Below are 25,423 nucleotides of genomic sequence, written 5' to 3'. Positions count from 1 at the left end.
CGTTTCATTTCACCGCCGCAGTAGCAGCGAGGTTGGTTCTTTGACATTGCGACACCACACCACGCCGCGCATAGCACACCAACGCTGCCACACCGAGGATTGAACGCTCGAGACCCAGATACATGCCCCGGAAGCATATACTTTCCTGAAACCTACAGGTCAATCCCTAAAAATCCGCGATTCTGGACACACTTTTTGACCCTTAACCCCTTAAAAACGCCTAAGAATAGCGGAATCCCCTCCGCCTACTCGCACTCTAAATGGGGGGGTGGGTGAGTGCTCAACCGGTCTCGGGGGGGATGGACCGTGGGCGGAGGGGCCCAAAAGCGAATATAGACTATTGCCCTCAGTGTGTCTACACGTAGAGCAAAAAAGTTTTTCGGTGCAGGTGGGAGGGGGTTATGGGAAGATAGCCGGCATGACCATCCAGGCCCGGGCGCTGACGTATAAGCGTGAGAAGGAGCAGTCGGCCGCGATCCGCTTGTTGCACGCGGACAACGCCCCGGTGCTGCTGGCGGTCGTGGCGGAGCACTTCCCGCGCGGCGCTGAGGCGAGGCCGGCGGAGCAGCTCTACCAGCTCATGGCGGACGACTTTGCGGTGCTGCGCGGCACCTTCGAGCTGCCGAAAACACCCCAGGCGTACTGCAACGACTGGGTGAAGGCCGGGTGGCTCGTGCGCAAGTCCGGCACCAAGGAAACGGGCGAAACGCTTGAGCCGAGCGAGCAAGCGCTCACCGCCCTGCACATGATGGACCGGGTCAGTGCGCCGAGGTCGGCGGTGACGGCGAGCCGGGTGGCGTCGATAAGCAATGCCCTGCAAGCGCTCGCGCGGGACACCGACCCGGACATTGACTCGCGCCTGAAGCACCTCGAGGCCGAACGTGAGCGCATCGAGGCCGAGATTGCGCAGGTGGAGCGCGGTGAGTTTGAGCTGCCCTCCCCAGCGACTGTGCGCGAACGGGTGGGCGACATCCTGGGCCAGGCGAGTGCGATCCCCGGCGACTTCGCGCGCGTGCGGCACGAGCTGGAAACGCTGAATTCGCAGCTGCGCCGCCAGCTGTTGGACCCGGAGGGCTCGCGAGGCGACGTGCTGGACGAGATCTTCGCCGGCGTGGACCTGATCGGCGAATCCGACGCGGGCAGAAGCTTCAACGCGTTTTATTCGCTGGTGGTGGACCCGGAGCGCGGCGCGTGGCTGGACACGTGGATTGGGCAGGTGCTCGAGCGCGCCGACAACGCGGCGATGACGGCAGAAGAGCGCGCGCAATTCCGTACCCTGTTCCGCGACATGGAGGACGCCGGCTACGAGGTCAACCGCATGATGACGCGACTGGCCCGCAACCTGCGCAACTACGTGGCCAGCGAGCAGTTCGCCGAGGACCGCCGCATGATCGAGCTGTTGCGCGACACCCGCAAGCTCGCCGCCGACGCCGCGGAGCGCGAGGAGCTTTCGGCCACGCACAAGATGGACACGCCCTTGCAGCGCATCGGCATGCAGATCGCCTCGGTGGCGCAGATCAAGCTCGCGGACCCGGGCGCGGAGGTCATCACCACCGAGGTAGAGGCCTTCGAACCCGGCGAGGGCGATGCGGAGGCCCTCTACCAGGCGGTACGCGAAAGCGAGATCGATTTGGAGGAGCTGATTGCGGCGGTTGGGGAGACGGTCGGGCGGGCCGGAGGGGCGTCGATAGGCAAGGTGCTCGAGCGCCACCCCGCCACCCAGGGCTTGGGGTCGGTGGTGGGCCTTGTGTACCTGGCCCTCAAGCACGGGGTGCGGCAGGACGGCAGCGAAGAGGTGCGCTTCGAGGAAGAGGATGGGAGCATTCGCTTAGCGACGGTCCCGCGGTGGCACTTCGACCCGGCAGCAGTAAAGGAGATGCAATGACGGAACCGCTGTGGACGGGCGACACAGGCACCCTGTCCGAGGAAACCCGGCGCGCCCTGGTGGACCTGCTCAAAGGCCCGCTGATCACCGCAGACCGGAAGAAGGAGACGTGGCACGCCATCACCACCGACACGGAGGCGCTGCGCTCGCGGCTGCACGACGTGTTCTTGGAGCTGGTGGTGGACGAGGACGCCGGCATCGCTTTCACGCGCCACGTCCGCCCGGACAACGAGGACGTGAAGGTGCCGCCGGTGCTGCGCACGGAGGCGCTGACGCACCTGCAAACCGCGATTTTGCTGCAGCTGCGCCACGAGCTGGGCATGTCCACCCCGGGCGAGCGCGTCGTGGTGGGCGAAGACGAGCTGTACGGCGCAATCAGCTACGTCCGGGCGGTGGACAACCGGGACGAGTCCGGGTTTAAGAAGCGGTTCACCGCGGCGGTGAACACCATCCGCAAGTACAGCTTGCTCACCGACACGGAGACCGAGGGCCGCTGGGAGGTCTCCCCCGTGCTGCGCCACATCTTCGACGCGGACACCGTCCACGCGCTGCGCGAGGAGTACCTGCGCCTGGCCCAGGAAGGGGATAAGCAGTGACAGCACAATTCCGTCTGGCGCGCGTGCAGCTGGTCAACTGGGGCACGTTCGACGGCTACTACGACATCCCGGTCGGCGAGCGCGGGTTTTTGATCACCGGCGCGTCCGGCTCGGGCAAGTCAACGCTTATCGACGCGTTTTCCGCCGTGCTCGTCCCTCCCGGGAAACTGCGTTTCAACGCCGCGGCGCAGCAGGAAACGGGACGCGACAAGGGGCGCAGCCGCGTGTCCTACATCCGCGGCGCGTGGCGGCGCAGCGAGGACCCGGCCACGGGCGAGATCCGCAGCCAGTATCTGCGCTCCGGGGCGACCGCCAGCATCGTTGCGTTGACCTACCGCGCCGGCAGCGAGGTGCTCACGCTCGCCGCGATCTACCGCCTCAACGCGGGCCAGCAGCAGGAAGCGCAGGTGAAAACGCTCTACGGCATCTTCCCCAGCGAGGTCGACGTGGACGGGTTCGTGCCGCTGCTGCAGAACTCCCTGGACAAACGCAAGCTGGAGGCGAAGTACAAAACTGCCGGCGTGACGTTCACGGAGCAGTACTCCGTGTTTGCCAACCGCTTCCGCTCAAAGCTTGGTATCGGCAGCGAGGAAGCGCAGATGCTGCTGCACCGCACGCAGTCCGCGAAGTCCCTGTCCAGCATGGACGAGCTGTTCCGCAACTACATGCTGGACGTACCGGGCACGTTCCAGGTCGCGGAGGACGCCGTGGCCACGCACGAGGACCTGCGCCAGGCGTACGAGCGGCTCGAGGACGTGCACCAGCAGATTGAGACGCTGGCTCCCCTGCCAGGGCTGAACACCAAGCTCAAGGATGCGCAGGCGATGCAGGAAAACACCGCCGCGCTGTCTGCCGCCCTGCCCAACGTGCGGCGCGCGATTGAGGCGAAGCAGCTGCGCGAGCGTATCGACGTCAGCTCCGCCCAACTCGCCGCCCTCGAAGTGCAGGCGCAATCCCTCGAAGCCCGCAAGGAAGTCCAGCAGGAGGCGGTGCAGCGCGCCGCGGTGCAGCGGGAGCAAGTGGCCGGCCAGAGCTTGGGCGAGATTGAGCGCAACATCGCCCGCGAGGAGCACGAGCTTGTTGCGCGGAGCGCGAAGTTGCGCGAACTGGCGGCTCTGGTGCAGCTGGACGGGGCGCTCGACACCGAGCGCTTCGCGGAGCTGAAAGCCCAAGCCTCGGCGGAGCTGGCGGCAGCGCCGGATCAGGAAGAGCGGCTGCGGGAAGAGTGGTTCAAGGCCCGAAGCGAACACGAGAGGCTTGCTGGCGCGGAGGCGGCGGTGGGGGCGGAGTTGGCGTCGTTAGGCAACCGCTCCTCCAACATTGACCAGCGCTACGTGGAGGTGCGCGCGCAGCTGTGCGCGGATACCGGGCTGACGGTGCGCGAGCTGCCGTACGTGGGCGAGCTTATCGACGTGCTGCCCGAGCAGGCCGAGTGGGAACCCGTGATCCAGCGCCTGCTGGGCGGGTTTGCGGCAACACTTCTGGTGCCGGCGGAGCGCGAGCGGGAGGTGAGTAGCTGGGTCAACGGGCGCCACCTCGGGATGCGGCTTGAGTACCGCACCGTTCCCGAGGGCGTGGAAGTCCCGCGCGGGCCGAAGAACCCGCTCAGCCTTTTTCATAAGGTGCGCGTGGTGGAGCACCCGATGCGACCGTGGCTGATGCGCATGCTGGCTAGCACCTTCGACTACGCCCTGGTACGCACCGTGGACGAGTTGGAGCGGCAAGACCAGCGCGCGGCCACCATCGACGGTTTGGAGCGAAACCCGGCGGATAAGACCGGCTCCGCCCGGTACGTGAAGAACGACCGGCTGCGTCTGGGCGAGCGGCGCAACTACCGCCTCGGCTCATCCAACCACGCAAAGGTGGAAGCACTCCGCGCGGAGCTGGCGGAGGCGAAACGTGCGACCACTGCGGCGGGCAACCGCCTGGCGGAGGTCAAGCGCAAGCAAGAGGCGCTGGCCAGCGACGTGGCAAAGGCGCGGGATATTGCCGCCATGGAGTGGGCCAGCGTGGACACCGCGAGCGTCGAGGAGCAGTTGGCTGGCCTGCGCGCGGAGCTTGAGCGGCTGACCTCCTCCCCCGAAGCCAAGGAGCTGGAGCGGGCGTGGCGTGAGGCGGCTGAAACGCTGAAGGCCACCGAGCAGGAGTTGCGCGAGGTGCGCGACGAGCTCGCCGTGGCCAAGCGGGCGCTGCAGGACGACCAGGCGCGGCTGAAGCGGATCGAGGCGGAGCACGTGGAGGTGGACCCGGCGCTGGCGGAGCAGCTCGAGGCGATGCTTGCGGCCACCACGCGCCGCCTGACCCCGGAGAATTTAAGCGACAGCGCCTTCAAGGTCACCGCGCAGCTGGACGCGCAGGCGAAGCAGGCGGCGAAGACGATCACGGAGTCCAGCAACGCCGTCGTGAACATCCTGTCTAACTACAAGTCCCAGTGGTCGGCGGAGTCCGCGGAACTGCAGGCCACGGCCGAGTTCGCCGGCGAGGCTATCGCGCGGTTGGAGATGCTGCGCTCGGACCGCCTGCCGGAGTTCCGCGGCCGCTTCCTGGACCTGCTCAACGGCCAGTCCGTGATGCACCTGAACACGATCTACAAGGAGCTGCAGCGCGCGAAGGGCGACATTGAGACCAACCTGGGCCCCATCAACGCGTCGCTGCGCCGCTCCCCCTACACCGAGGGGCGCTACCTACAGATTGAGGTCCGCGACAACCGCGACCGCGTCGTGCGTGATTTCCTGCAGGACCTGCGCGAGGCGACCGCCGGTAGCTTGAGCGAGGCGGACGAGAAGACCGCCATCGAGCGCTACCACCGCCTGGCCAAGATCATGGACCGCCTCGGCTCCTCCGAGCGCGCGGACCGCAGTTGGCGCACCGTCGTGCTGGACACCCGCAGGCACGTGAAGTTCGTGGGCAACGAGGTGGACGCCGAGGGCACGGTGCACAACACCCACGTGGATTCCGCGTCGTTGTCAGGCGGCCAGGCGCAGAAGCTGGTGTTCTTCTGCCTCGCCGCGGCACTGCGTTACCGCCTTGCGGGCGTGGACGCGGACGTGCCCCGCTACGCCACCGTGGTGCTCGACGAGGCCTTCGACCGCGCCGACCCCGTGTTCACCCGCACCGCCATGGACGTGTTTGAAAGCTTCGGTTTCCACATGGTGCTGGCCACGCCGATGAAGCTGATCAAGACCCTCTCCCCTTACGTCGACGGCACCATCGTGGTCCACTACACCGAGGACCCCGTCGCGCGTTCCACCTTCGAGCTCATTGATACCCATGCGCCTGCCTGACCAGTTGCCCGTCAAGTTCAACATGGAGCTTTTGCTTCTCGACGAACCTTCGGCCACCTCCGTTCCTTTGCAACCCCCAACACGCGCGCAGGTGCTTGCCGACGAAGCCGCCGCCCGCGCATTCGTCCGCGCCTGGCAGGCATGGGAGCCTGCCGAGGAGGTGGAGTGGGCCATCCGGTCCTGGGCGGGGCTGGGCAAACAGGACGTGCCCGTGCGCGTGACGTTGTCCGGGTGGGACCGCGTGGCCGAGGTGGCCGGCCGCGCCGGGGAGGTTGCGCTGGCCCGCGAGCGATTTGCGGTGTTGGTTGGGTTGTTCCCGGATTGGCCGGAGTTCCGGGAGCGGGCGGCGCACTCGTGGTCATCGTGGCTGGTGTTGGAGGATGACGACTTCACCCGCCTGTGCCTCGCTTTGCGATGGTTTCACGTGAAACCATCCTCCGGTTTGCGCGCCCGCGCCGTGCCCATCGAAGGCCTGGACACGAAGTGGATCGCCGCCCACCGGGGCCTGCTGCAGCGCTTGCTCGGGGTGTCTGACCTGGGCCTTGCTGAGGGCGATCGGCTGATGCGGGTGCGGTTCCTGGATAGCTCGCTTGCGCCCGCCAAGGGGCTGGTGGACGTGGCGGTACCGTTCGGGTCGTTGTCGCTGCCGGAGGGGCTGTTGGTGATCGTGGTGGAGAACAAAGAGACGTTCTTGGCCCTCCCCCAAGCTCCCGAGGGTTCGGGCGCGGTCCTGGTGTGGGGCTCCGGGTACACCGCAGGCGCGCTGCCGGAGCTGCCGTGGGTGCGCGGGGCGCGCCGGGTCCTGTACTGGGGTGACGCGGATGCGGACGGTTACGCCATCCTGAACGCTCTTCGGTCGCGTCTGGCTGCCGACGGCGCTTCCGTCCCCGTCGTCAGCGTGGCCATGGATGTGGAGACGGTGGAGCGGTTCCTGCACCTCGCCGTCGCCGACCCCGGCGACACGACCCGGGTGCTTCCCCACCTCACCGACGACGAGGAACGCGCCCGCCGGTTCCTGGTCGCCTCCGGTGCGAAGCGTCTGGAGCAGGAGCGCGTGTCGTTGGAGTGGGCGCTGGCGATGCCGGAGTTCGCGGCGGTGTGGGGTGTCGACGGCTAGGTTAAACTCCCAGCCATGAGTGCTGTCCGGGTCAATATCCAGCCCCACATGCTTGCGTGGGCTCTGGAAAGCACTGGCCTGCCGGAAGCAGAATTGGAGAAGCGATTCCCCAAGCTTCCACAGTGGCACTCGGGTGAGACTCGCCCAACGCTGAAGCAGGCGAGGGAGCTCGCGAAGCTCGCCCGCATTCCTTTCGGCCGCTTGCTGTTGGACGAGCCGTCGGGTGAGCGAGTGGGAGTGACGGACTTTCGGACCGTCGGGAACAAGGCGATGGGCACCGTGAGTGCCGATTTGCGGGAGACTATCCGCTCGAGTCAGAACAGGCTTGCTTGGTACGCTGATTTCGCTGCTGAGGAGGGTATCGTCCCGCCGACGATGTATGCCTCGGCCACGATCGAGCAGCATCCGGCTGAAACGGCAGAGCGAACCAGGGAGCTTCTTGGTATCGAGAGAGGCAAACCACTCCCGGGAAGCGACAAAGTAGCCGAGCTCGCTGCTGCCATGGAGGAAGACGGAATCCTGGTGGCGAGAAACTCGATCGTCGGGAACACAACTTCGAGGAGACTCAGCGTCGGTGAGTTCCGAGGCTTCACGATCGAAGACGGTGGCTACGTCTTGGTGTTTGTTAACACCGCGGATGCCAAAACTGCCCAGTTGTTCAGCTTGGCCCACGAATTGGGCCACGTTGTTCTTGGGCGCACCGGTATCTCTGATCACTCTGAACATGCGGACGTCGAGCGTTGGTGCAACCGGTTCGCTGCGGCGGTGATCGCTCCGGCGGAGGCGGTGGAACGTCTCTACGCTGACGCGGACTTGCTGGATGCAGTAAACCGGCTTTCGCAGCGCTTCGGTCTGAGCCGGGAAGCGATGCTCTGGCGGCTAGTTGAGCTGGGCTTCACCTCACGCGAAGAGGCTGCGAACGTGGTTGGGATGCTCAAAGGAAGCTCGTCTGAACAGCGCGAAAGCAGTGGCGCTCCTCCGTTTCACGTATTGGTGCGCTCGCGCGTCGGCGGCCGTTTCTTCGACACGGTTACCCATGCCTGGAGCCATGGGCAGATTACGGGAAGAGACGCGGCACGGTACCTCGGTGCTAGTAGTTATGCCTCGCTATCTAAGCTCGCAGCGATGCAGCACGGGAAAGCGGTGTGATCCGTGTATCTCGTCGATACAAATTTCCTAGGCCAGATGGCGTCAGTGTATCCGCAGGATGTTTTTCCATCGCTGTGGACGGAGTTGGAGACGAGCCTCTTCTCGCCTGAAATCTATTTCCACGTGGAGGTCTACCAAGAAATGAGAAGGTGGGCCCACCCAACGCTGAATTGGTACCTGAACCATCTGCAGTCATTCCAGATTCTTCACCCGGACGAAGAGGAGGTTGACGCATATACAGAGGTCACTGACTGGGCGGTAAATAAACGAGTGCCTGGTTACAGCCAAGCTGCGACGGACGAGTTCGTTGACATTGCAGATGCTTGGCTTGTGGCCTCCGCTTATCGTCATGGCGCAACGCTAGTTACGAACGAGGTTCCGGCGCCGCAAGGAACGAGAAGGGTAAAGATTCCTGATGCGGCGGCTGCGTTCAATGTGCCTTGCATCAACACGCTCGAGTTTCTTCGAGAGCTCAAGGTCAGCGTGTAGATGCAATGGCGCACCGCTGAAGTCCCTTCGTTTGTAGAAGAGAACTTCGACGGCGCAGATACTGCTACCCTCGCTTACGTAACCGCGACCCCGACAGGCTTCTTTCCCGCTGGTCAGATAGGCCTCCACGTCGCACGATTTGTCGTGCACGGAGGCTGCCATGGCGGGTTTGCGCCTGAACGCTCGGGAGTTCATGAGGGTCGCAGACGACCCCGATTCGCTGGTGGAAACAATGCTGCAGCAGTACATGAGCGACTACCAGACCGCCGTCGGGGAGTCGGAGCAGCGCGCGTGGCGCAACAGCTTACCGGCGCTCGCGGAGGATCTGGCAGCGGCTGGTTTAGACACGGTCGATGTCCTGCTGGAGTACGCACTGCCACTCACGTCGCAGCGTGCCGACGTCATCCTGGCCGGCACTCACCCGGAAACAGGGACCCCGTCCTTCGTCGTCGTGGAGCTGAAGCAGTGGACCGCGGCAGAACCCTTCGAGGGCGACGACGCGCTCGTCTCTGTAACCGGTTTTCCAGAACCGGTGCTCCACCCGGCGCGTCAGGTGGACGGCTACCGGCGCTACCTCACCAACTACCTGGTCAATCTGCACGACCACGAGGACTGGGTTAATGCGGTGGCATACCTGCACGGTGCGGAAAGCGACCAGGGGGTGGTCGGGATTCTCAGGGGTGGGGATGCGCCGGTGTTTACCGGAGGGCGTCGAGAAGCATTGCGCTCCTACTTGAAGGAACGGCTGAGCGGTGGCGGCAGTGCGGAGGTGCTGCTGGGGTCGGCTGTGCGGCCGTCGACGAAGCTCATGCAGGTCGCCGCGGACGAGGTACGCGACCGCGAACAGTTCATCCTTCTTGGCGACCAGCAGCTGGCGGTGGACATGATCCGACACGAAGTGCACCGGGCGGGGGCCACGAAGCGGGTCATTGTGGTGTCCGGCGGCCCGGGTAGTGGCAAGTCCGCAATCGCACTCTCTGCGCTGGGTGAGCTGGCCAGAGAAGGCAAAGCGGTGCTGCATGCGACCGGGTCGAGGTCGTTCACGCAGACCATGCGCAAGGTCGCGGGACACCGGAGCAGAGACACGCAGAGCCTGTTCAAGTACTTCAACTCCTTCACCAAAGCGCTGCCGGACGAGATTGACGTGCTGATCGCGGACGAGGCGCACCGCATTCGTCAGACCTCGAACAACCGCTTCACCAGGGCCGCGGACCGCAGCGACCGCCTGCAGATCGACGAACTCATCTCCGCCGCCCGCGTGCCCGTCTTTCTTCTCGACGACCACCAGGTCGTGCGCAAAGGCGAGCTCGGCTCCGTCCGCGAGATCGAAGCGTTCGCCCGCGCACAAGGCCACGAGGTCGTGCGTATTGAACTGGACGAGCAATTCCGGTGCGGCGGGTCTGCGGCGTATGTGGAGTGGGTCGAGCAGGTACTCGGGCTTAACGACGGCGTTCCGTTTGAAGCCGCACTCCCAGACGACGACCCGTTCGTGGTGGAGGTCGTCGATTCGCCGTGGGAGCTGGAGCGCCGCCTGCGTGAGCGCAACGACAGCGGCTACACAGCCCGCATCTCCGCCGGCTACTGCTGGCAATGGTCCGACGCAAAACGGGACGGGTTGGTCGACGACGTGGTGATCGGCGACTGGGCTCGGCCGTGGAACAACAAGGAAGACCGTCGCGTCGGCACTGCTCCCCCGTCGGCGCTGTGGGCGACGCAAGAGGGCGGCTTCGACCAGGTTGGCTGCGTGTACACCGCCCAGGGCTTTGAGTTCGACTGGGCGGGCGTGATCATCGGCCCGGATCTGGTGTGGCGGGACGGGCGCTTCGAAACTGTCCGCTCCGCCAATAAAGACCCGCACTTCCGCAACCCGAAGACGGTGCCGGACGAGGATTTCGATCTTCTGGTGCGCCACGTGTACAAAGTGCTGCTAACACGCGGGATGATCGGTACCATTTTGTATTCTCCGGACGCGCAGACCCGCGAGGCCCTGCGCGCCCTGTTGAACTAGTTCCCTTTCGGGCCCAACGGACTTCCCGCCGGATATGTCCTCACCCCGCGTAACGCAGATGAGGCATGCCCCGTGGACGCTTTTCCCAAGCCGTTTATCCAACGAGTCCGGTACGACGACCAATTCGCAGTCAGTTTAGAGACGGCCTACGGTGAGCGCGCCGAAGACGAGCGCGCAGACTGGATCACTCACCAACTGAACTACCCCACCGTCTACGTGGTGCGCAGCCGCCGCGAGTACGAGCACGGGTTCCGGTACAAGGTCTACGTCGGTGAAACCAACGACATCAAAAAGCGCACCCGCCAGCACCTCTATCAGGACCCCAAGACGCGTGAAGACTGGCGCGAGTTCCGCGGCGCTTCCGACGTGGAGATGTACGTGATCGGACACCCGTACTTCAACAAGTCCCTCACTCTCGACGTCGAAAACCGGTTCTTGCACTACTTGGAATCGTGCAAGTCCGTGGAACGCCGCAACAACCGGCGCACCAATGAGCAGCGGGACTACTTCACCTTCGAGCACCTGGACCGGCTTTTCGACGAGGTGTGGCAGGAACTGCACCGAGTCGAGCCCGACCTTTTCGAGTCGAAGGAGGCGATCACGTCCTCCGCGATTTTCAAGGCGTCCCCGTTCCAGAAGCTGAACGAGGAGCAGCTCGACGCGCAGAACCAGATCTTCGAGGCGGTCAACAACGCGCTTGAGGGCGGTGTCGGCGATGATCCGCTAGACCACAAGCTGATCCTCGTTTCCGGCGAAGCCGGCTCCGGAAAAACTGTGCTGATCAGCAGCATCTTCAACGGCATCATGATGGGTGTGGAAGACGAGGACGAGCGCTTCCGCGCCCTGGCTGCCGGTCTCGATCTGGACGGCACGGGCATCGACGGGTACTTGGTTTCCGGGCACAAGAACGACGGCGGTCAGCTGGCAGTGTACAAGGAGATCATCAAGAAGGCGGGTATCCCCGACTCCCGCAAACGCGGCGACCGCGAGCGGGTGTACAGCCCCACCCAGTTCATCAACCGCTTCTCTCCCGACGATCCGGCGGACGTCGTACTCATCGACGAAGCCCACCTACTGCTTACGCAGAAAGCTCTTGGGTACTTCCATGACCAGCCTCAGATCGAGGCGATCCTGGACCGCGCGAAGGTGGTCGTTGCGGTGTACGACCCGAAGCAGACGCTGGAGACGCCGCAGCATTGGGAGACGCCGGTCGAGGACTACTTCGCCGACCGCATGGCCCAGCCACCGATCCGGCTGACCAACCAGATGCGTCTGAACGCGGACCGGAAGACCGTCGACTGGATCCGCGCGTTTGTCGACGACGGCGTGATCCTGCCGGTCCACACGGACTCAAAGGGGTATGACCTGCGTATTTTCGATAACCCGCGTGCTTTGGATGCGGCGATCCGGGAGAAGGACTCCGCGGTTGAGAACAACCTCTCCCGCCTTATCGCTACCTACGACTGGCCGTACAGCGCGGCGAAGAAGAACGAGGACGACGCCGATGGTTGGTGGTACGTCAACGTGGACCACGAGACCGGTAACCTGCGCCGCCCGTGGAACCTGCAACTGCGTGAGGAACGGAAGGAACGGCGCATCGCCTACCGCAAGGCGTGGTCCGAAACCCCGGCCACGATCGGCGAGATCGGCTCGACCTACACAATTCAGGGATTCGACTTGAACTACGCAGGAGTTATCCTCGGGCCTTCCGTTAAGTACCGGGACGGGCGCGTCGTGTTCGACCCGTCTGAGTCCGCGCACAAGAAGGCGGTGCAAAACCGCGTGCTCGCGGACGGTTCACGTGAATCCTTCGGCGAGACTCTGTTGCAGAACGAGCTCAACGTGCTGATGACCCGCGGCACCAAGGGCATGTTCATTTACGCGGTGGACGAGCAGCTGCGGGAGGCGTTGCTGGAGGCGCAGAGCGGATAGATAATCACCGAGATTTGTATCGTTTGCGCTGGCGACGAGCACTGCTCCAGCCGGTTCGGCGCGCGTGGGCGCTTGGGGTGTCAGGGCGCATCATTAGGGTGAGGCCATCAAAGTCGGTGGGAACCCAGTCGTATCTGTGTGTGCGGAACTCCATCCCCTGTTCGTTGTTGCTGGAATAGACAAGCAACGCACGGCCATCCTTGACCAATTCGGTCGTTCGTTGCCAGAGCAGTACGCGGATTCTCGCGGATGGCTTGCCGACAAAAGTGCCGGGCGCGATCTCCACCAGCCATTTGGTGAGGTCTCCACGCAATCCAGCTGGGCATGCGGTGATGACGAGAACCATCATGGTGCGCCCTCGTGTTCTGACCAGTTCACACCAGCTGCGATGACCTCGAGTTCGCTCCACAGATACAGCTCGGCATCCGAGAAGGTGTCGTCGTCAGTTACGTCCATGACGTACTTGAGGTCTTTGACCATCCTCGGCATAAGCCGTTTGTCCACCACCGCGTCGCGCACGAGCCGTCGCACGGTGACGCCGGGTTTCATCGGATCGGAGACGACAGCATCAAAGGCCGCGGGGATTGCGATTTCCGCTTTGTAGAGATCTGCGATGTCGTACACAAACGCACGGTCGGTTCCGTTATGCACGACTCCAAGCGCAGGCACAAAACCCAGACCCACGATTACCGCATGCGCAATGCCGTATAAGGCTGAGTTTGCTGAGGTCAACGCTTGGTTGATGGGATCTGAAGAGTCGTAATCGTTCGGATCGTATGCGCGCCGGTTCCAACTGATATCAACGCGTGCCGCTTCGTCGGCGTATACTTTCTTCATCCGAGAGCCTTCGCGTCCACGGAGCTTTGCCATAGAAAGCCCAGTGAGGTCCTCGCCAGGGAAACGCAGACTGTACATACGCTTTGCGCACGCCAGTCGTTTTCTCTGGTTCGTTACTATCTCCGCTTGAAGCTCCGCCATTCGCGATGACTTCGCCGGTGGTCTTCCACTCGCGTAGTAGCGAACGCCCCGCTCCCCTACCCACACGGTCGAGACACCAGCGTCTCCAAGAAGTGCCATTGCCGCATAGGTAATCCTGGTCCCGGGGCCGAGGAGCAGAACTGCCAGTTGCGTCGCGGCGACATGGGCAACACCGCGCTGGTTTGTGATTGTGAGCGCGTTGCCGTCACGGTTCACGACGGCACGCTCGATGTACAAAAACGAGATCCGGCTGCCCATCTGAGACAGCGCCTGTCTCGTGATGGGCACTTCGTGCGGGGTTGGAGACACTATTTCACCGGCGCGAGGGTAAGCAGGCCACAACCGTAGGCTCGCCCGCGACCGATTCCCTGCGTCAAGGTGGTCCGCAACCGTTCGGGGTCGGTCACCTCGAGCATGCCAACGAACCGTGCCTTGGAGATACGAACCGGTGGAACATTGCGGGACTTCTTGTCGCGCCGGAACACATCGGTCCACCGTTCAAGCACCTGTGGTTGTTCTGCGACGTTCCAGCGGGCTCGTTCCTCGTCGGTGACGTTGTCGTCGATACGCGGTGCTAAAGAGAAACCAGCACGCTCGGACTGCTTGTACAACCAGTTGAGCTGGTTGTGCGCAGACACATGAGGCTTCACCTTGCCACGCTTTCCTTCACGGGGTTCCGAGTACGTGGGGTTGGCGACGAGCTCGAAACGCCAACGTTGGCCCCGGGTCAAAGCGGAAAGAAAACGCTCATAGTCGGCAGACTGGGCAGGTCGTGTGTCCCAGCCGGCCTGTTCGACAATGTGCGCCCCTGTCGGCTTCTCCGGACCGACGATGTAAAGCACATGCTCATGTGGGTGTTTATCTACCCGCCAAAGCACTCGTGCTTCCGTCTGGGAGATGTCGGGCGGAAAAGCCGAACGGACTGCAGCGTGCATTGCCTGGGGATCGGTCAAGAGTTTTACGCCTTGCCTGCGCGCCGGGTTGAGGGAGATACGAGTCAACGTTGTCATGCGCGAACCACCGCCTCGAAGAACTCGTCCGTACCGTTAGACACTTCGACGCCCTGCGGGTTGTCAAGCACAACATCGTGGCAGCGAACAACATCACGCCACCCGTAGCGCCTGTGCTTGGGGTCAAAGGAAAGTGGGACGTCCTGACGCGGAATTGCACCAGGTTCAGTACCGTCGGCGTCGCGGTACAGCGCGAGCGACACCTCTTTCGGTGCCTGCTGCTTGTGAATACCGGTGGCGTACCAGGTTGTGTGAGTCCGAAGTGCGGTTTCAGCGTCGGAGTCCTCAATACCGATGACCAACCCTGGATGCACAGGACACGAGCGACGCCCCATAAACAACGGGTACGCAGGCTTGCGGAGCGCCTCAGCCATGCTCTCCAGGAGCGCGCGGTCTTCGTGCTCCACGGCGGCCACGAACGCTGCGTCCGAAAGGAAGTAGCGGGTGACCAGCTGTGCTGCGTCTTGCGGACGCGTCTGCCAGGGCTGTGCAGTCTGGTAGTCGCGCAGCAGGCTGCCGGATTGGTCGACGCGGACCGCTAGGCGCAGTTTGGCAAGGTCCTCGATGTCATCGGTGCGGCGACGCCCTTGAGCAGCCGCGATCAGTCCGACGATTCCCGACTTCGTTGGGGTGGTCGCCGTCGCTCGCGTCTTGTACCTGCTTTCATCGCCCCAGGACTGCATCGGTCCTTTGAGGAGGAGAAGTAAGGAGTGCGTCATTACTGGTCACCTACGACGCGATCGAGAACTTCGTTGATGTTTTTCGTCAGGTCTTGCAGCGTGGTCTTCTCTGCGATTTCGGTGAACGAGTCGGCCGTCTCCCCGATTCCCATGACATACGCTGCGAGCGGTTTGAATCCGTAAACCGACTCCACATCACGTGCTTCCTGCGCGAGACGGTCCGCTGCGACCTTGCGACGAGATGCACCCTGGTCTGCCTCGACTGGAACTTCGAACGCGTTGACCAGGGAGACCGGTCGGGTATCGCGGACGGCCACGTACACGAGCTCCGGCAGGGTTTGGTTGGCGAAAGTGTTGATCTTGCCGGTTGGCATGGAGCTCACGAATGCCTCAATGAAGTGCTGGACAGCGAGGCGAGCAGCATCGACAGAATCCAGATTGTCCGTGAGGCCTTCAAAGTTGATCGTGGCGTAGCGGTACATTGTCGACGACATCATCTGGACGGTGCCGATCATGCCCGCACCGGTTTCTTCGCCTTCCTCGGCAAGATCGTCCACTGCGGTGAAGTAGTCGAAGTCCGGGGTCGAACCGTGGATGCCGATGGCGTGTGCGACCTGAACCGATGCATCAACGTTGTAGGCCGCGTCGTCGGCGACCATACGGCCGAACATTGCCATATCCACCGAGTGGTCAGTGTCGAGGATTGACTTGGCCTCGGCCTTAGACGGCTTTTCACCATCGCGTGCGAGCAGTTCCTCTACCGCACGATCGATCTGCTGCTGGCTGAGGAACAACAGGTAGCCAGTGCGTGGGTACGGGCTGGGCTGGTCTTCCGAATCGTCGTTCTTCTTCGGCTTTTCAACCGCGGTCTTGATGCCCGCTGCTTTGAAGAGGTCCTCGACGCGCTTGATTGCTTCGTCCTGCTCGAGACCTTCCTTTTCGAGGCGCAGGGCGATCTTCTCCGGAAGGCGCTTGGAGCGATCGCCAATCTGCTCAGCGTCGAAGTTGTCTTCGAAGTAGCGGCGGATAGCGCGCTTCCAGGACTGCGATGACACGCGCTGACGTGGGACACCGCCGAAGACTGCGGACTTCGGCGCACCGGTGTCATCTCGGTTGATCAGGGATGGCGGAACGGTCTGCAGTGCGTGGATATCAATGACGATGGACATGATGAACCTTTCTTTGTGTGTGTCTAGGAGGTGGCGAAGGGGGACGTGATGTCTGGTTCGGCTTCAGCAGCGCGCTGTGCCTTGGGTCGAAGCGTTCCGACTGCGTAGCCCCTACCCCAGCGGAGCAGGATGCCGTCGCGACGCGATGGGTACTGAAGCGACCGCAGGTCTCGGGCGAAACTGCCGTAGTCGAATGCGAGCTCCTTGCTTCGCAGAAGCGTCACAAGCGATCGCAAGTGCAGCACGCGTGATGCTTCGTCGCGCGCGGATTGCATTGCGTCAAACCGGGGTTTGATCGAGTTGGATTCGCTGAGCGTCTGCAGGCGGCCACATGCGCGTGCGAATGAGCATTCCGTTGTGTGCGCTGGCTTCGTTGCGCTCTGCATGTGCTGGGCGAACAAGGTGAGCGCGTTGTAGGCCGCGAGTTCCGATGGGGAGGGTTTATCGGTGTGACCGAGCTCATCATCGCTGAGGGGCGGCTCGAGCAGCATCAGCACCCTTTGCAGTGCCAGCGGATCGGTGCTGACACTTCGTGCCGCGCTTTGGCGGAGTTCCGCGAGAACGCGTCGTGCGTCTGCGCCAGCTGCGGTCTCGGCACGGTCCAGATAGTTTCGCTGGAGGTATGAAGCGGTGCTGCCAATACTGATGTGAAGTGTGGGTTTTGTCATGCTGATTCTCCTTGTGCCGCGGGAGTTTGAGTGTTTTGGTCCCGTTCCGTCGGCTTGGGTCGTTTGATCAGAGGCAGGTCCTTGCTCAGGCGGAAACGTAACTGCCGGTATAGAGAACCAGCATTGACAATTCGCCCGGAGCCGTCGTCTTGCGCATCGACGACTCGACCAACGAGTGCCCGCTGTCCTGCACCACGAATGGCTTCGTCCGCAATGTGGAGTACTTGCTGTTCAATTTCGACCTGCCAACTAGTCGCTTCCGTGCCCATTTGCGACAGATCCAGATTTCGCAGCCAGGACAGGAACTTCGGCTCGAGGACGGTGTACAGGCGGTCTGCCGCGTCGGCATCGAACACGTATTCTCCACCTGCTGCGACCTTGAGTTGGCCAGCAAACCACCCAAGTGAGATCGCGGCGTTCTTTGTTGCTTCGGCTGCGTCACGCACGTATTGGCGGTGGGCGGCGGACAGCGAGTCGTCCTGCAACAGTTGTAGCGGGAGTCCCATGTTTGCGCTGACGATCGTGCCCACGGTTGAGCTCTGTGGCCCGTACTCCATGGAAACGATGTGGAGGTCAGCGACTTCCTTGGTCCCCTGGTCGTCCGCGATATTAGAGAGGTTCACCAAGTTTGAAGGCCGTTTGGGTGCGAGATTCTTCTCGCCGAAACCGGGATCAGAACCTGTGGCGATCAGTGCGTCCAGGGAGCGCCACATGGTGCGCATCGTGTCATATGGGCGCGGATAGTAGGCCGGATTCCCCTTCTTCGATTGGTTGGGACTGTACCGGTAGGGAGTCATCGGGTCGCCGTAGACATTCTTGCCCGCATCCGGTATCTGATCGCCGTTGCTGACCAAAACGTTGACAACCGAATCGCCTTCCGTGAACAGACGGATTCGCCGCGATTGCCACGTTGCAAGGTCCGCAGGCCCACGTGGGGAGGGGGCATCCGGCTTTGCAATCTTTCCAGCGTGGTCGTTGCGTTGACTTGGAGTGTCCGGTTCCCGTTCCCACACAGGATGGTCGTCGGCGTTGCCGAGGTAGATGGCTTCCGGAGTCGAGTTCAGCAGCAGCGTTTCCAGCAACGTGGTGCCGCGAATGACGGTGCCTCCTGTCATGCCGGACCAGCCGGTGCCGATTGGGTAGCCCTTTCCGCCTTTGACGCGCGGATCTCCTTCAGCGCCGGATTTGATGCCCGAGTAGTCGTAGGCCTGGGCGTGGACAAGCCACCGCGCGGCTTCCGCGAACGAGAGTTTCGACCGTCCCTCATGGGTGCGCATGGTGAAGTAGTCATGCTCCGCATCGGGGACGATGCGGGAAACGTCGGCCATCGCGCCCTTCTTCGTGTGAAGATCTGCTACCTGCATAAATGGAGTTTCCTCATGCAGCAGGTCAAAGCGCGATTCATGCTGTGTCAGGTAGTCCAAGACGTTCTCATCGCGTCCTTGGTCAAGCAGGGCTTGCCGTTTATCGACGAACCAATCCTCCCACCGGAAATCCCGCTGCCCAGCCTTGGTGCTGAGCTGCTTTGTTACGGCTTGGTGGTGGGCTCGCCAGAAGATTGCGAGCAACAGGCGAAGGACGGCGTAGTCCTGGGTCGGTGAATCCCCAAGGACCGCGACGGGTGTCGCACTGCCGTCGAAGATTTCCCGGATGCTCAACGTTGCGGGGCCATCGTTGGTCGTACAAATGATCCACGGTTCATCCAGCAAGTCAAACGATGGCGAGGTTTGTGGATGTTCGCTCATTTCTTCAACCTCCTTCGCTTTCTTCGTGTTGGTGTGTGGTGTGGTTTGGGTTTCATTTAACTTCGTCCTCCGACATGGGGCTGCCGGCATCGAACATGATTTCTAGTCCGAGTTCGGGTGAGTATCTGACTCTAAATCTGCCCAAGACAGCCTCGCCGTTTGTGTCTAGTGAGAGAGCGAGTTGGCCTTTCAGCAGGTAGTGGTTGTTCCAATCCATGGGGGTGGAACGCTCGAGTGCATCGACAACGGCTTCAAAATCAGCATCGAATCGTGTCATCCTGAGTGGCAGGCGAACCGTGCTTGACGCGAGTTGGAATGCCTGGTTGTAGTTCAGTGGCGTTTCGCTGATGATCTGTTCTGCCCGATCAAATGGGGTGTAGAAATCGTCTGCCCGTTGTATCGGGATGACTTCCACCGTCGGCTCAGCGTCGCGGACCTGAGCAGCGCCTTTTTCCTCATCGCCAAGTTGAATCGTTGCCTTGGTGAGATCACCGAAAAGGTCGTACAGCCTATTCGTATCAAGTGGCGAATCAATCCGGAAAGACTTCGAACGCTGATGGGCACGATCGATGCGCTGTTCGCTCTGCGACGACGCTTCCGCCCACACTTCCTTCCACCCTTCAGGGACCTCGTGATCGTCGCTGTATGTCGATTGAACGAGTGTGGCGACGTCGTCAGGTCGCTTAAATTCGGTCGGTAACTGCAGAAGGGTTTTCAGCAGAATGAGCGGGTCATACACCGCGTTTGCTCCCGAGTTGATTACCGGTGCTGGCTCCAGGCTTTCGATCGCTCGGATGAAGACCTGTGGTTTACGCAGTTGTTCCGGACGATCCGATTCCGGGCGTCCGTGCCGGTGGAGACGCCCGATGCGTTGGATGATCAGGTCCATCGGGGCGAGATCGGTGATAAGGACATCGGCGTCGATGTCCAGACTCTGCTCCGCAACCTGTGTTGCAACAACAATCTTTCGCCAGGGCCGGCCTTCACCACGATGGCTGCCCGGCCCAAGTTCCTGGCGCATCCGGTCTTCCTTCTCCGAGCGCTGCCACGCCATAAAGCCTGCGTGGTGGAGTTCAACCTCGCCGGGGTAAGCCGCGTTAAGTGCGCCATATGCCTCTTGGGCGCGGGCGATGGTGTTGCAGATGATGAGGGCGACGCCGCCGTCGACAAGCAAAGGCTCGAGGAGTTCTTCCAGGGCGGTGATGGTGTCGTCAATAATTGCGATGCGCGCTTCGAGGTTCGTCGGGCTCTGCTCGGGCGTGACGTAGCGCAGGGAGTTTTCACTGGCTACAGTGATGAGCGGGTATGCGTCTGAGTGCACTTCGACGGGATTGCCGGTGTAGGCCTCGATGAGTTTCTCGCGCTCTGTGGAGGGCAGCGTTGCCGACATCATGATGACCGTCGCGCCGTAGTGCGCGAGCCACTCCAACGTGGTGGCGAGGTAGTCCGATGTATACGACCCGTAAGAGTGAATCTCATCGAAAATGATGATCTTGCCGGCGAGTGCCGCGTGTCGGAGCATCGAATACCGCTGTCGCAGCGCAAGCATAAGCACCTGGTCGACGGTGCCAACCACGATGTTTGAAAGAAGCCCGCGGCGGCGCCCACTCATCCAGGAACTGGCAACGACGTTGCCGTGGGCGGCGGGGTCGGTGGCATCCTCGTTGACATCCCTAAACCGCAGCTCACGATAGGGTTTGGAGAGCTGATTTTTGGAGTGGGCGAGGTAAAGCGACGACACTTGGCCCGTGTCGGTCGTGTTGCGGGCCCAGTTCATGGTGCGCTCCAGAAGGCCGTTTGCCGTGGCCATCGTTGGGGCGGCGAAGTAGATACCTTGGGCCCCGTTTGAGGCGGCGATGATCTGCGCGGCTGCCAGCGCGGCCTCCGTCTTGCCCACACCCGTCTCCGCCTCCAGGATGATCAAAGTCGGCTCGGTGCATGTTTTTGCCACGTCGGCCATGGCCTGTTGGATCGGCCTTGCCTGGAATGTCCCCGCCCAGCCGAATGAGTCTCGGAACAGGGCGTGGGTGTCGTCGTTAAGTTGAGCGGGGCTCCATGGCACGGTGAGGTCGATGGCGCGCATGCCGTTTTTCACCCGTTGAGTTTGGGTACCGGAGACAACCATCGGGAACGCATCGGGGTTCGACGCGATCCAATCCGCCATCACAATCAGCCCGGTGAGGATCTGCGCCTCCGCCGCGAAGAGGTTGCGCCGCGACTTCAGGGACTCCAGCACATCGTGAACGCCGACGGTTTCTGTCATTGCGTCGATGAGTTCGTTGTGAACCGCACGCCACTCTGCCGGATACTCGGAAAGCACGGTGCCAATGGCATCGCGTTCTGGGCCTGAAGGCACCCCGTGGTGAGCATCTACTGTCGACGACACCCAGTTAGCCTGACGGCGCGAAAACCCCTTCTGCTCCAACCAGCTCCGGAGAATCAGACCCGAACTAACGCTGTGCGGCATCGACTTTCTGGCTGTTTCTAGGTCGCTCATGGTGATGGGGAGCCCTGCATCGGCGACGCGTGAAAGAAGGTGCCTGAACTCCGGTTTCAGGTCGAGCTGACCCTGGAAGATGAGGGTCGCCTTACCTAAGTCGTGATTTCCAGCGAGCCATATGTAAAGGAGTCGAACTTCCTCAACGGTCAGGTTCAGGTTCTGTGCAAGATTTTCTTTTAGGGAGTCCGAAACCCAGGTGTCGTAAACCGCAGCAGCGGCGCAGGCGGAGTCGATTAGATGCTGGGCCAAGCTGAGGTGGCCAGTTTCATCTCCCGATTTTGCCCACAGTGACCGAGCTTGCGAGCTTAACTTGTGAACGAAAGAGTCGATGGTGGTTGGAATCTGGTCTTGGCGGCCAGGTTGGTTCGTCGAATGTGGCATGAGAACTCCGGTCGAATAATTGTTGAATATGAGAGTAGCAGAAAAGAGCTCTCCTCACCTCCCCCATACTAGTTTGATTCGAACAGTCTCAGGGATTTGGCGGGTGCGGTATGATCTCCGCACTGACCCTGCAAAGCAGGGATGAGCCGTAGTAAGGAGGCGGCTTTACAGTTCCCCGCAGACGCGGGGGCATCTTCAGAATGGCATGACGGAGTTGTCTCCAAATGCCCTTCGGCCTATGCAACATCGCTGGTCGTCAAGCGTCTGCCCCGCACACGCGGGGATGAGCCCATTCAGCCTGTCGTGGATGGCGAGGTACTCGTGTCTGCCCCGCACACGCGGGGATGAGCCCTCCGCGGTGGATGGAGTTGCGGCTCGGCGACGAGTCTGCCCCGCACACGCGGGGATGAGCCCCTCGCCGGCTTCCCTACGAGCGTCGGCGAGCGGTCTGCCCCGCACACGCGGGGATGAGCCGCAAGCGCGCGGAGCAAGCGTCGTGCCGCAAAAGTCTGCCCCGCACACGCGGGGATGAGCCCGTCAGCTCGATGCGCGACGGCTCCCCGCGAGAGTCTGCCCCGCACACGCGGGGATGAGCCCCGCTCATCGCGGCTAACGGGAACCCGGTGTGGGTCTGCCCCGCACACGCGGGGATGAGCCCAGGCGTGAACTAAACCCGTTCGCAATACACACGTCTGCCCCGCACACGCGGGGATGAGCCCCAGAATCACCCCACCGCATTCGCGCCGAGTGTGTCTGCCCCGCACACGCGGGGATGAGCCCTAGAGAGCGCAGCCCGTGAACTATCGGGTGATGTCTGCCCCGCACACGCGGGGATGAGCCCTCGCCCTCGACAACGGTGTCGCCTACGTCTCCGTCTGCCCCGCACACGCGGGGATGAGCCCGTCCTGGACTGGACACAGCGCTTCACCTTCGGGTCTGCCCCGCACACGCGGGGATGAGCCCGCCTCATTCCTCTGCTGGGTCATCCACGCGACGGTCTGCCCCGCACACGCGGGGATGAGCCCACCTCACCCGACACCTGCGGACGCGCCTCCAAGTCTGCCCCGCACACGCGGGGATGAGCCCGGTGGGTGAGGTGGTCGTGGCAGGCGTGGCAGGTCTGCCCCGCACACGCGGGGATGAGCCCTGTGTGTAGGAACTTCCGACGACAGCGAAGGAAGTCTGCCCCGCACACGCGGGGATGAGCCGTCGTGCGCCTGCCTTGACTCCGCCATGATGCGGTCTGCCCCGCACACGCGGGGATGAGCCCCGCCGAACCCACGTTCTTGTCGATGCCGGCGGGTCTGCCCCGCACACGCGGGGATGAGCCCTCAAGCCGACGTTTGAGGCAATCTCCGCCGGGGTCTGCCCCGCACACGCGGGGATGAGCCCCTCAAACCACGGGTTGATAAACGCGTACTCCCGTCTGCCCCGCACACGCGGGGATGAGCCCTTCAACGTCGAGCGGGACCGCGTCGAGCAGTGGTCTGCCCCGCACACGCGGGGATGAGCCGCGGCCGAGGAAGAAGCCGTAGAGCCTCGGCCAGTCTGCCCCGCACACGCGGGGATGAGCCCGCAAATCGCGCAACCGGAAAGCTCGTGACCAGGTCTGCCCCGCACACGCGGGGATGAGCCCCCCCATGACCGACAACCAGACCCGAGACACGCAGTCTGCCCCGCACACGCGGGGATGAGCCCTCAACCAATACCTCCGCGGGCTGAAGTCCCCCGTCTGCCCCGCACACGCGGGGATGAGCCCGTGGATGTATGCGGGCACTTCTTCGGTTGAGAGTCTGCCCCGCACACGCGGGGATGAGCCCGCGGCTGAGCTTAAGCAGCTGCGGGAGAAGCCGTCTGCCCCGCACACGCGGGGATGAGCCCCTCGATGGTGCCGCGCCCGCCCGCTGCGAGTGGTCTGCCCCGCACACGCGGGGATGAGCCCTTGCGAGCCCCGTCAAACGTGGGAGCGTCGCGGTCTGCCCCGCACACGCGGGGATGAGCCTACTTCGGACTCGAGATAACCACCACCGCGGCGGTCTGCCCCGCACACGCGGGGATGAGCCCCCGAAAGGTCTGGTCCACATGGCTTTTGTAATGTCTGCCCCGCACACGCGGGGATGAGCCCGAGCACAGTTGGGTTATTTCGGGACGGTATTCGTCTGCCCCGCACACGCGGGGATGAGCCCGCCAACCGTCCAACTAGTGGCGCGAAGGAATGGTCTGCCCCGCACACGCGGGGATGAGCCCCACAGGTGCGCGTCGAATGAGTTTAAGCACCGGTCTGCCCCGCACACGCGGGGATGAGCCCGGTCGTATTCAAGGCTCATGTCGCGGAAGTTCGTCTGCCCCGCACACGCGGGGATGAGCCCGGGCCCAGCACCACAGCAGACGCTTGGTGGATGTCTGCCCCGCACACGCGGGGATGAGCCCCGGATCAAGGGGATTTTGGATGAGGTGGAGCCGTCTGCCCCGCACACGCGGGGATGAGCCCCGTCCTCTCCGATCTTGTAGTAGCGCTCCTCGGTCTGCCCCGCACACGCGGGGATGAGCCCCGCCCCCGCGGCCCACCACCAGAAAGCCCCAACGTCTGCCCCGCACACGCGGGGATGAGCCTGTAAACATGTGCAATAGGGCCAGCTAAAAGCTGTCTGCCCCGCACACGCGGGGATGAGCCCACCATCACCACATTTTCCGGCGACAAGTGGGAGTCTGCCCCGCACACGCGGGGATGAGCCCGTGATGGTGATCAACGGTAAGCCGGGTGTTGAGGTCTGCCCCGCACACGCGGGGATGAGCCGGAACCGGGCACGCCGTTCTCCGGCTGGGAGGAGTCTGCCCCGCACACGCGGGGATGAGCCCGCTAAGACGCACGCGGAGGAGGAGGATAAGAAGTCTGCCCCGCACACGCGGGGATGAGCCCTGCGGGGTCTGGCGCGCCATCTGCAGCATCGCGTCTGCCCCGCACACGCGGGGATGAGCCCATGACGGCGGTGTCCGCGTTGTGGTTGTAGCGGTCTGCCCCGCACACGCGGGGATGAGCCCAGGCGGTAGGTGTGCTTGCCCTGCTTGTAGGTGTCTGCCCCGCACACGCGGGGATGAGCCCGAGTTCGTCCTGTATAGCGTCGAACACGCCGAGTCTGCCCCGCACACGCGGGGATGAGCCCATGATGTCCGCCCGGTCAAGGTTGTTCAGACGGTCTGCCCCGCACACGCGGGGATGAGCCCCGGAGCGGTCAGAGGGGGCTAGGTGATGTAGGGTCTGCCCCGCACACGCGGGGATGAGCCCTGGCCGACACCATTCAAGCTGACCATCACGCGGTCTGCCCCGCACACGCGGGGATAAGCCCAACGGCGCGTGGGGCACGGTGAAGGACAGGATGTCTGCCCCGCACACGCGGGGATGAGCCCCGAATGCAGCTGCGTGGCCCCGGCGACGCTGGGTCTGCCCCGCACACGCGGGGATGAGCCCACCGCCGGCGCATTCGCAAACACCGGCTCCAAATCTGCCCCGCACACGCGGGGATGAGCCGAGGATGAGGCTGCCGCCGTCGAACGACATCGAGTCTGCCCCGCACACGCGGGGATGAGCCCTGGATCTCCGAGGGTCGCATCTCTGCTGCGCTGTCTGCCCCGCACACGCGGGGATGAGCCGACCTCGAAGATGACCTCTACGAGAGCAAAGAAGTCTACCCCGCACACGCGGGGATGAGCCCCAGAAGCTCTCCACCGAGGAGATGAACCAGCTGTCTGCCCCGCACACGCGGGGATGAGCCTTATGTCGGCCGCAAGGAAGAAGGAATTAGATTGTCTGCCCCGCACACGTGGGGATGAG

Annotated in this window: 16 protein-coding genes and 1 CRISPR repeat array (1 of these 17 running past the window's edge); of the genes, 8 read left to right on the top strand and 8 right to left on the bottom strand. The window is 63.0% G+C overall.

Annotated elements, in window-relative coordinates; translation table 11 throughout:
- Nucleotides 1–418 precede the first annotated feature (418 nt).
- The 8 genes from MHY23_RS08880 (at nt 419) to MHY23_RS08845 (ending at nt 12,460) form a co-directional block, all read left to right on the top strand.
- A complete protein-coding gene (locus tag MHY23_RS08880) occupies nt 419–1,885 on the top strand; it encodes a DUF3375 domain-containing protein (protein ID WP_239307243.1) in 1,467 nt (488 codons plus the stop codon).
- Nucleotides 1,882–2,481, top strand: a complete 600-nt coding sequence (locus MHY23_RS08875; RefSeq protein ID WP_070843844.1) for a DUF4194 domain-containing protein — start codon at nt 1,882–1,884, stop codon at nt 2,479–2,481. Before MHY23_RS08880 ends, MHY23_RS08875 begins: the two co-directional genes overlap by 4 nt.
- A complete protein-coding gene (locus tag MHY23_RS08870; protein ID WP_239307242.1) occupies nt 2,478–5,765 on the top strand; it encodes an ATP-binding protein in 3,288 nt (1,095 codons plus the stop codon). The genes MHY23_RS08875 and MHY23_RS08870 overlap by 4 nt, the downstream gene beginning before the upstream one ends.
- On the top strand, nt 5,752–6,882 hold the full coding sequence (locus tag MHY23_RS08865) for a DUF3322 domain-containing protein (RefSeq protein WP_239307241.1): 1,131 nt from the start codon (nt 5,752–5,754) through the stop codon (nt 6,880–6,882). The genes MHY23_RS08870 and MHY23_RS08865 overlap by 14 nt, the downstream gene beginning before the upstream one ends.
- Nucleotides 6,883–6,897: 15 nt before the next feature.
- Complete coding sequence (locus MHY23_RS08860; protein WP_239307240.1) at nt 6,898–8,031, top strand: ImmA/IrrE family metallo-endopeptidase; 1,134 nt, start codon at nt 6,898–6,900, stop codon at nt 8,029–8,031.
- 3 nt (nt 8,032–8,034) lie between these two features.
- Nucleotides 8,035–8,520, top strand: coding sequence for a DUF4411 family protein (locus tag MHY23_RS08855; RefSeq protein ID WP_239307239.1), 486 nt, complete (start codon nt 8,035–8,037; stop codon nt 8,518–8,520).
- A gap of 193 nt (nt 8,521–8,713) precedes the next feature.
- Entirely contained in the window at nt 8,714–10,528 is a 1,815-nt protein-coding gene (locus MHY23_RS08850) for a DUF2075 domain-containing protein (RefSeq protein WP_239307238.1), read from the top strand.
- A gap of 72 nt (nt 10,529–10,600) precedes the next feature.
- Nucleotides 10,601–12,460 (top strand): DNA/RNA helicase domain-containing protein, encoded by a 1,860-nt coding sequence (locus tag MHY23_RS08845; protein WP_239307237.1) that lies wholly within the window; start codon nt 10,601–10,603, stop codon nt 12,458–12,460.
- Between the two features lie 4 nt (nt 12,461–12,464).
- On the opposite strand, the gene cas2e is transcribed toward MHY23_RS08845, so the two are convergent.
- The 8 genes from cas2e to cas3 are packed head-to-tail and all read right to left on the bottom strand — an operon-like array spanning nt 12,465 to nt 21,591.
- The gene (gene cas2e / locus MHY23_RS08840; RefSeq protein WP_239307236.1) at nt 12,465–12,809 is read right to left on the bottom strand and encodes a type I-E CRISPR-associated endoribonuclease Cas2e; all 345 of its coding nucleotides are present in this window, start codon (nt 12,807–12,809) and stop codon (nt 12,465–12,467) included.
- Nucleotides 12,806–13,696 (bottom strand): type I-E CRISPR-associated endonuclease Cas1e, encoded by an 891-nt coding sequence (gene cas1e, locus MHY23_RS08835; RefSeq protein ID WP_239307244.1) that lies wholly within the window; start codon nt 13,694–13,696, stop codon nt 12,806–12,808. Before cas1e ends, cas2e begins: the two co-directional genes overlap by 4 nt.
- Before the next feature lie 50 nt (nt 13,697–13,746).
- Nucleotides 13,747–14,448 (bottom strand): type I-E CRISPR-associated protein Cas6/Cse3/CasE, encoded by a 702-nt coding sequence (cas6e, locus tag MHY23_RS08830; RefSeq protein WP_239307235.1) that lies wholly within the window; start codon nt 14,446–14,448, stop codon nt 13,747–13,749.
- The gene (cas5e, locus tag MHY23_RS08825) at nt 14,445–15,167 is read right to left on the bottom strand and encodes a type I-E CRISPR-associated protein Cas5/CasD (RefSeq protein WP_239307234.1); all 723 of its coding nucleotides are present in this window, start codon (nt 15,165–15,167) and stop codon (nt 14,445–14,447) included. Before cas5e ends, cas6e begins: the two co-directional genes overlap by 4 nt.
- A complete protein-coding gene (cas7e, locus tag MHY23_RS08820) occupies nt 15,167–16,297 on the bottom strand; it encodes a type I-E CRISPR-associated protein Cas7/Cse4/CasC (protein WP_239307233.1) in 1,131 nt (376 codons plus the stop codon). The genes cas5e and cas7e overlap by 1 nt, the downstream gene beginning before the upstream one ends.
- Nucleotides 16,298–16,320: 23 nt before the next feature.
- The gene (casB, locus tag MHY23_RS08815) at nt 16,321–16,965 is read right to left on the bottom strand and encodes a type I-E CRISPR-associated protein Cse2/CasB (RefSeq protein ID WP_239307232.1); all 645 of its coding nucleotides are present in this window, start codon (nt 16,963–16,965) and stop codon (nt 16,321–16,323) included.
- A complete protein-coding gene (casA, locus tag MHY23_RS08810) occupies nt 16,962–18,710 on the bottom strand; it encodes a type I-E CRISPR-associated protein Cse1/CasA (protein ID WP_239307231.1) in 1,749 nt (582 codons plus the stop codon). The genes casB and casA overlap by 4 nt, the downstream gene beginning before the upstream one ends.
- A 52-nt stretch (nt 18,711–18,762) precedes the next feature.
- Complete coding sequence (gene cas3 / locus MHY23_RS08805; protein WP_239307230.1) at nt 18,763–21,591, bottom strand: CRISPR-associated helicase Cas3'; 2,829 nt, start codon at nt 21,589–21,591, stop codon at nt 18,763–18,765.
- Nucleotides 21,592–21,853: 262 nt separating this feature from the next.
- A CRISPR array of direct repeats spans nt 21,854–25,423; the repeat unit is 28 nt; unit sequence GTCTGCCCCGCACACGCGGGGATGAGCC; it runs 492 nt beyond the window's last position.

It is taken from the genome of Corynebacterium sp. ACRQP (assembly GCF_022345915.1).
In the GTDB taxonomy this organism is placed as follows: Bacteria; Actinomycetota; Actinomycetes; order Mycobacteriales; family Mycobacteriaceae; genus Corynebacterium; species Corynebacterium lehmanniae.
This window is presented reverse-complemented; position numbering and strand designations above follow the sequence as displayed.

Coding starts and splice junctions, on each gene's coding strand:
- casA (WP_239307231.1), bottom strand. CDS start 18,710: ATGAGCGAACATCCACAAACCTCGCCATCGTTTGACTTGCTGGATGAA.
- MHY23_RS08880 (WP_239307243.1), top strand. CDS start 419: ATGACCATCCAGGCCCGGGCGCTGACGTATAAGCGTGAGAAGGAGCAG.
- casB (WP_239307232.1), bottom strand. CDS start 16,965: ATGACAAAACCCACACTTCACATCAGTATTGGCAGCACCGCTTCATAC.
- cas6e (WP_239307235.1), bottom strand. CDS start 14,448: ATGACAACGTTGACTCGTATCTCCCTCAACCCGGCGCGCAGGCAAGGC.
- cas1e (WP_239307244.1), bottom strand. CDS start 13,696: ATGGGCAGCCGGATCTCGTTTTTGTACATCGAGCGTGCCGTCGTGAAC.
- MHY23_RS08850 (WP_239307238.1), top strand. CDS start 8,714: ATGAGGGTCGCAGACGACCCCGATTCGCTGGTGGAAACAATGCTGCAG.
- MHY23_RS08865 (WP_239307241.1), top strand. CDS start 5,752: ATGCGCCTGCCTGACCAGTTGCCCGTCAAGTTCAACATGGAGCTTTTG.
- cas3 (WP_239307230.1), bottom strand. CDS start 21,591: ATGCCACATTCGACGAACCAACCTGGCCGCCAAGACCAGATTCCAACC.
- cas7e (WP_239307233.1), bottom strand. CDS start 16,297: ATGTCCATCGTCATTGATATCCACGCACTGCAGACCGTTCCGCCATCC.
- MHY23_RS08860 (WP_239307240.1), top strand. CDS start 6,898: ATGAGTGCTGTCCGGGTCAATATCCAGCCCCACATGCTTGCGTGGGCT.
- cas5e (WP_239307234.1), bottom strand. CDS start 15,167: ATGACGCACTCCTTACTTCTCCTCCTCAAAGGACCGATGCAGTCCTGG.
- cas2e (WP_239307236.1), bottom strand. CDS start 12,809: ATGATGGTTCTCGTCATCACCGCATGCCCAGCTGGATTGCGTGGAGAC.
- MHY23_RS08875 (WP_070843844.1), top strand. CDS start 1,882: ATGACGGAACCGCTGTGGACGGGCGACACAGGCACCCTGTCCGAGGAA.